The organism is Devosia sp. (assembly GCF_040509215.1).
Lineage (GTDB): Bacteria > Pseudomonadota > Alphaproteobacteria > Rhizobiales > Devosiaceae > Devosia.
The window spans coordinates 1-6,710 of record NZ_JBEVLL010000211.1 but is presented as its reverse complement, the minus strand read 5'-3'; the positions used below and the strand labels follow the sequence as shown (position 1 = coordinate 6,710).

Sequence of the window (6,710 nt, the reverse complement as noted above, 5' to 3'; positions counted from 1 at the left end):
GCGGCGATACGCTGCCGCTGCGCCTGATGCAGCAACTTCTTTTCTACGCTGATCCCAGCATCGCGGCTATGGCAACGATACTGCTCGCTTTGTCTCTTGGAATGCTTCTTGCGATGCTGCCAATGGTTATCTGGAGACGTACCCGATAGCGCGCGCCATTCGTCGGGCATCGCTTTCTCCGCTGCAGTCATTCACTATGATTTCTTATCAGGAGCGAACGATTGGATTGGCCAGAAAGCGGCCAGTCACCTGAAGGCTTTTGAATGTTCGCCCAATCGCCGAGCGCAACTTCTCAAGCCTTCCCCTAGAGACGCCGTCAAAGGGCCGGTGTTGCTCGCGCATTGATCTGGCAACACCATGGTGACCTTGTCGGTGGACCTCAAATCCGCCGAGAGCGGCGCGTTTAGCCAAGCATCGGCGACGAGGTCTTCACCTGCAAATTGCTGAGAGGCCGGGTGCTGCCGATGAACAAGAAGGCATGGGCGATACAGTTCAAAAAATACCCTGTTCTGGTCAACGTCAACGAGCCCAAGAAGAGCTGCCATGGGGTGCGCGAGGCGTGAGCGAAAGTGACCGCTTATACTGAATGCACCGAGAGCCAAATGATGACGATGTTCGGCTGGACCGACCTGAAGATGCCGACCCATTACCCGCGAGCATGTTGCACCTGCTCTCGACTATAATGACTTTTCCGAGCCTTAAGCTCGAGGCTCAAATCAAAGGACGACTGAGCCGCTTGGGAAGTTCATCTCAACAACGAATCGAGAAAATGAATGTGCTTGCGAACAAAGGTTGGACGCAAATGCATGCCATCTGAGTACTTCGGTTCAGTAATGTCAAAGAAGGCCGAGCATCCGGCACCATCGCCGCAGATGTCCGAGAAGGCATCAAGCGGTTGTGCCCCCGTTCGCCGTGACAAAGCAATCAGTCTCTGGTTCGTTGCGAAATAGCTGGCCCGCAACTCAGCGGCAGGCACGTCATGATCTGCATCGGGGGCGACTTTAACGCCAATCAAGCTCCGCACTACCATCTCGCGTGGATTGAAACGTTCGTGAACGGGAGCAGCCAGGACTAAATGGACGGTGGCACCCTCGTGTTGCAGCAGCCGCACGTAATCCTCGAGGTTGGCGTAGAATGCCTCCCTTCCTTCCAGCCCATTTAGCTGCAGTCGCCTTCCATTTCGCACGATCCACATATTTTCGGCATTGTACCCGTTCCAAGACGCGCCGAGCACGACCGTTTGGATCTTCTCACGCCTGACAAGTTCCAGCAGAAGGTCCGGCATATTGGCACAATGCGCAAAATCGCCGAGCTGAACAACGCCGGGGACGGGCGCACAACTGCCACCCGCCACAAAATATGTCGAAGCCGCCAATTGACCATCGTCCGCAAGTTGCTGCACACGGGGACCGTATTGAAAGAGCAAGCTATCGCCGCTAAGAGCGACCTTGCGGTCACCCCTCCCCAGACGAGCCACCACTGTTGCGTCATGGCTTGAGACTTCCATGCCTTTGGTGGCCGCGAATGCCGAATCAAGGGTTGCCTCACTGATCTTTCGGATATCTAGGTTCGGACCAGCAGGGAAGCGTGCGGGAAAACCGCTGAAGATCCAAGCTGCCAACCCGCAAGCAGCCAGGACGGCAAGACAGATTGCTGGTCCCCGGGCTCGATGTTGTGCCCCAAAGCGAACTGGCTTCTCGATAAAGATGTACGTCGCGAAAGCCAGGCCGAAGCTCGCAATGACGAGTCCGGCGGACATTAGAGGCGTCGGCGCCTTGCCCAAACGAATGATGTACGCGAACGATATCAGCGGCCAGTGCCAGAGATAAAATGGATAGCTTAGAAGACCTACAAAGACGACGGCATGATGAGAGAGGACTGTGCGGTTAATTGCCGCCTGAGGGCCTGCGATAATCAATGACCCGGCCGCCCCTACTGGAAGAAGGGCCCACCAGCCAGGAAATTGGATATCCGGCTTAAACGCCAGCGCTGAGAGCACTAGCACCGAAAAGCCTACGATGGACAGCCAAGACCGTGCACCAAGAGGGCATGCTCGCCGACGCGCGCTCAAGGATACCGCAGCTCCAGTCAGCAGTTCCCAAAAACGAGAGACCGGCAGAAAGAAATCACTGGAGATACTTGTCGTCGACAAAAATGCATTTGCGCAGAAGGATCCTGCAATGAGGATCAAAACCATCTTCCCTGCGATCTTGTGGCGGTGCGCTAGCAACAATAAGGCCGGCCAAACGATGTAGAATTGCTCCTCGATGCCAAGTGACCAAAGATGCAACAACGGCTTCTGTGTCGCAGCCGTATCAAAATATCCAGCCTCGCTCCAGATAGCTATATTGGAAAGAAATCCGGCCCCGAAGAAAACATGCTTCCCTAGCTGCGCCAATTCAGATGGTAATATCGAAACATATCCATAGGCCAAGACCGCTGTCAAACAAACAGCAAGGGCCGGAAAGATCCGTTTTGCCCGCCGGCTATAAAAATATCGGAAGGAAAAACGGTCATCATCAACCTCTGTTAGGATGATCGATGAAATCAGATATCCAGAGATAACGAAAAAAACATCGACGCCGATATACCCGCCGCCGAGCGTATTCGGAAAGGCATGGTACAAGACCACGGAGATAACGGCGAACGCCCGTAACCCGTCGATGTCCGGGCGATAGTCCAGCGCCGAAGAGCCGATCCTAGTTCCGCCAGCGGTCTCCCTCGCCTCGTTCGGTTCTGGCATAACTAGGCTCGGATCATTGTAGGTGGTGTGCAACGATAGTTCTGGAGTTTTTAAGGGCGTCCACGACTTAGAGTGCTTACGGCTCGACCAGGAACATTCAACGGGCCCTCTCTCGATGGCGCCCTTCATTTTAGCTGATCCCGCCACTCGTCGAACGCGGGCTCAAATCGGCGTGCCTGCCACCCGAAATCGGAAATCGCAGCAGACGAGTCAAAGGCCAGATCCTTGATCATTCTCTCGCCCATGACGGATGTGACCCCCGGATATAGGGGGCGCGCCAGCGAGAAAGCAGTTTTCCACAAGACTGGCGGAAGGGACACCAGGCGGCGCGGGATCGCCAGTGCGTCGAACACCCGGCCAACCATTTCGCGATAGGACAAGGTTTCCAAACCGGTCGTGCAGTACGCGCGATTTGCGGCAGATGGAGATCTTGCAGCAGCGATCGCACCCCGCGCCAAGTCTTCGGCGTGCACCGGCTGACGCAGACCCTTTGCACCGCCGTAGAGAGGCATCCACCGGAGGCGGCGAATAATACGGGCAATTTGGGTGATGTTGCGGTCGCGTCCCTCTCTATAGATCAGCGTGGGACGCAAGATGGTCCATTCCACGGCCGCCTTGCTGCAGAGATTCGATATCTGCTTTTCCGCATAGATCAGCTCGAGAATCGACCGGCGCTCCTCGTCATCTGTAGAATCAGTTTTCGTGAAGACGCTGGTCGAGCTGATCACCACAACCCGCCGTGGCTTAGCCCTGAGGACTGCCGGAAGCGCTTGGGCGAAGGTGCGCGCGTTCGTGGCGCAAAAGACAATCTCGGCCCGCGGAATCTTGACAACATCCAACTGTGTCAGGTCTGCGCGTACCCAACCTGGGCGTGCGTCTCGCGAAACGCAGAATGCGGCTTGCCCGCTCTTGGCGAACTCCCGTGCGATATAGGCGCCGACCATGCCGCTTGCGCCGAAAATGAGGCCCGTCACTTCCCAGCAACCGATTGAAACAATTCAGTCGACACCCAATCACACAACCTGATCGGGTGCAACCCAGAATAGCGATCCGAGCGCCGCGGGACTAGCGACCTCAAAGACTGCCGTGCCCCGGACGCCGGAGGTGGCACGGCTCTGCCGTGAGGGCAAAAGCGCAGCAATGCTGCTTGCCAGAAACGCCAACAAGGGGTTTGTTGTCGGCTGCTCCGCTTGCTGGGTTCGGCCATGGTCAACGATCTGGTTGTCCGACAAAAGCCACCTTCCGAGATCGCTCAAAGGGTCTCGTGCGGCGCAGTACCTGCGCGTTTCCACCGACTCGCAAAAATACTCCATCGAAAACCAGGCAGCCGCACTCGCCGCTTACGCCGCTCGCCGAAGCATCAAGATCGTCAAGTCATACGCCGATCGGGGCCGGCATTCACATTCATTATTGCGCCGATGAATTCGAGAACGATGGGAGCTTCCCCTCCGTTGTCATCAAGAACATCAAACGCGTGGCCGCCGCAGACTACAGCCGCAAGCTATCAAAGAAGATATTCCTTGGACGTAGTCGCTTGGCAAGCGAGGGGTATTGGCGAGGTGGACCTGCACCCTTCGGCCTACGACGCGTCCTGGTTGACGAGCGCGGCCGGAAAAAGGCTGTCTTGCAGCACGGCGAACGAAAGAACCTCAAGCTCGAACGGACGGTTCTGGCGCCTGGTCCAAGGCGCGAAGTCCGAATTATCCAGCAGATTTTCGACCTGTTCGCGAACCGCAAGTGTACCCGCACCGAGATTGCAGCCAGACTGAACGCCAAAGGCATGCTCGCCAGCCGGGGCAAGCCAGGGACAATGTTGATGATCAGCAACGTCCTGAAGAACGAGGCTTATCTTGGTCATATTGTCTTCAGTCGGCGCTCGCAGAAACTGGGCGAGCGGCATATCCACAACCCGCGCGACATGTGGATACGTCGAACGAAAGCATTCGCTCCAATCGTCACCCCGGCAACCTTCTCCAAGGCGCAGAAAGTCCTTCAAGAACTTGAATGTGGGCGAACGCGCACGGACAAGGAGTTGCTGGATATGCTCAGGGCCTTGCTTCGCCGCGAAGGTCGTCTCACGATGAAAATCGTCCTTGCGGCAAAGAACATGACGAACTGCTCGGTCTACGCGCGAAGGTTTGGGTCGCTCGACGAGGCGTATCGACTGATCGGCTACCGGCCGCCGAATAGATACCGCTTCAAACAGGTTCAAACCGATATCAACAAAGTGAGTCGAGCCGTCGCCGATTACGTTATGACCGATCTGGAGCGTCGAGGACGAGGCGTATCATTTTTACCTGAAGGCCGCCCTGCGCTCCCGTCCAGCGCGCTGCCGGGTCGGAGGGGGACACAAACTTGGGCGTGACCTCCGTCGCGGCACCGAACGCGGCATCATCAAGAACGGCAAGATACTCGTCGATCGCTCGACCCGCGGCCTCCGGCGGAAGCCCCTTATCGCCTTCGATTCCCTTCTGCCGATTGGCATCCGCCTTGATCAGGCTCGCGTCGACTGCGAACCCTTCGCCGACCAGGCGCTCTCGGATCCAGCGGCGCAAGACGGTCTCGAACACGCGGCGGAAGAGATCGCTCTCACGGAAGCGGCCGTGCCTATTCTTCGAGAACGTCGAGTGATCGGGGACAGTACCATCAGACCAAGCCGGCAGAACCAGCGGTATGCCAGATTGAGGTGGACTTCATCACATAGCCGCCGCTCCGAACGTATGCCGAAGCAATAGCCGATCAGGAGCATCCTGATCATCAGCTCCGGATCGATCGAGGGCCGCCCGACGTTGCTGTAGAACGGTGCTAACTCCCGTCGCAGGTCCTCGAAATCGACGAACCTATCGATCGACCGCAGGAGGTGGTCGGCTGGGATGTGCCTTTCCAGCGAGAACTCGTAGAACAACGCAGCCTGTTCGACTTGCCGATGCCCCATCATGACCTTCAGTCCTGCCAACTAGACAGACTGAATCACCGATGTCTCTGCGTCGCAACTGGCGACTTTCAACGGAATCGACCCGAAGCTGACTTTCGCCTTGCTCGGCGGGTAGCATTGATGCGCTGGCGTGTTTCCGACGCAGTGATCCGCCTTGAAATCGCAAGGCCAATTATGTCGGCTTTTATGCTAGTTCAGGGTTTGCGCGACGAAACTCTTCCCGGACACTAGAGGCGGATTGATCCAAATACCCGCTGCAACGACCAAGACAGTAAAAACCAAGATGGCCAGTAGATTGCGTGGCCGAAAATAGCCGGTCCACTTTTGGCGAAACCACCGAAAGAATGCGCTATTCTTGTATCGAATTGAGGCTGGTTCGGTCATTTGCCTTGCTCCCATAGAAAGCCTGCCCCGAGAGGCGGGGTTGATCATTCTATGGTTGTGGTGGTAGCCTCGCCGCCCCTAGGTGACTTCGCTTACGGGCTGATCATCATGATTGATGCTGAATTTCGGGAGGCGGCGCGAACCGATTGCGCCGTTGCCGGTTTCGATCCCGACGAACTTGTTGCGTGCGAATTGGTCCCTGGCGGCCTTCCGCAAGGAATTCCAGATGTCACGCCAATCCTCAGTCTACGAAGCGGCCTGATCACCGGCCACAGGCGCCCTCGCTGGCATTGCTATCTAAAAGATCAGAGATTGCGGGCGACGGAAGCCTCCACGCTCTAGAAGGGCGCGCCGTAGGCATGTAGCGCCGCCTTCCAAAGAGCCGCGTTGGCCGCAGCACCATCGGTGGTCCAGTGCGTGTTGTCGGCCTGCCGGCTGGAGGCGCCCAACGAGTCGCAATCACGCCCGCCTGGATCTGAGCTTTCGTGGCCTGGCCGAAATCGTACCCGATGCCGCCGGTCGGACCCGAGTTGAGGTTCGGATAGGTCAACCGGCGGAGGCGCCTTTAATAATGCAGCCGGCTGGTCACCTCATAGCCGATGCCGTCGTCAAAGGTCTCTTGCCAAACCCCATGCAAGTCGGTCATGG

General features: G+C 57.1%; 4 protein-coding genes and 1 pseudogene. 2 read left to right on the top strand and 3 right to left on the bottom strand.

Translation table 11 applies throughout. The features are described from left to right. Positions 1–745: 745 nt before the first annotated feature. Positions 746–2,743, bottom strand: a complete 1,998-nt coding sequence (locus ABW043_RS11630) for an acyltransferase family protein (protein WP_353921369.1) — start codon at positions 2,741–2,743, stop codon at positions 746–748. Positions 2,744–2,868: 125 nt separating this feature from the next. After that, positions 2,869–3,717 (bottom strand): NAD-dependent epimerase/dehydratase family protein, encoded by an 849-nt coding sequence (locus ABW043_RS11625; RefSeq protein WP_353921368.1) that lies wholly within the window; start codon positions 3,715–3,717, stop codon positions 2,869–2,871. 166 nt (positions 3,718–3,883) lie between these two features. Here ABW043_RS11625 and ABW043_RS11620 point away from each other — a divergent pair, with 166 nt between their 5' ends. After that, a complete protein-coding gene (locus ABW043_RS11620) occupies positions 3,884–4,165 on the top strand; it encodes a recombinase family protein (protein WP_353921367.1) in 282 nt (93 codons plus the stop codon). A 52-nt stretch (positions 4,166–4,217) separates the two neighbouring features. Further along, positions 4,218–5,108 (top strand): recombinase family protein, encoded by an 891-nt coding sequence (locus ABW043_RS11615; RefSeq protein WP_353921366.1) that lies wholly within the window; start codon positions 4,218–4,220, stop codon positions 5,106–5,108. On the opposite strand, the pseudogene ABW043_RS11610 reads toward ABW043_RS11615, so the two are convergent. Further along, a pseudogene (locus tag ABW043_RS11610) lies at positions 5,047–5,681 on the bottom strand (transposase); the annotation flags it as partial. The gene ABW043_RS11615 and the pseudogene ABW043_RS11610 sit on opposite strands and share 62 nt — an antisense overlap. Positions 5,682–6,710: the final 1,029 nt, after the last annotated feature.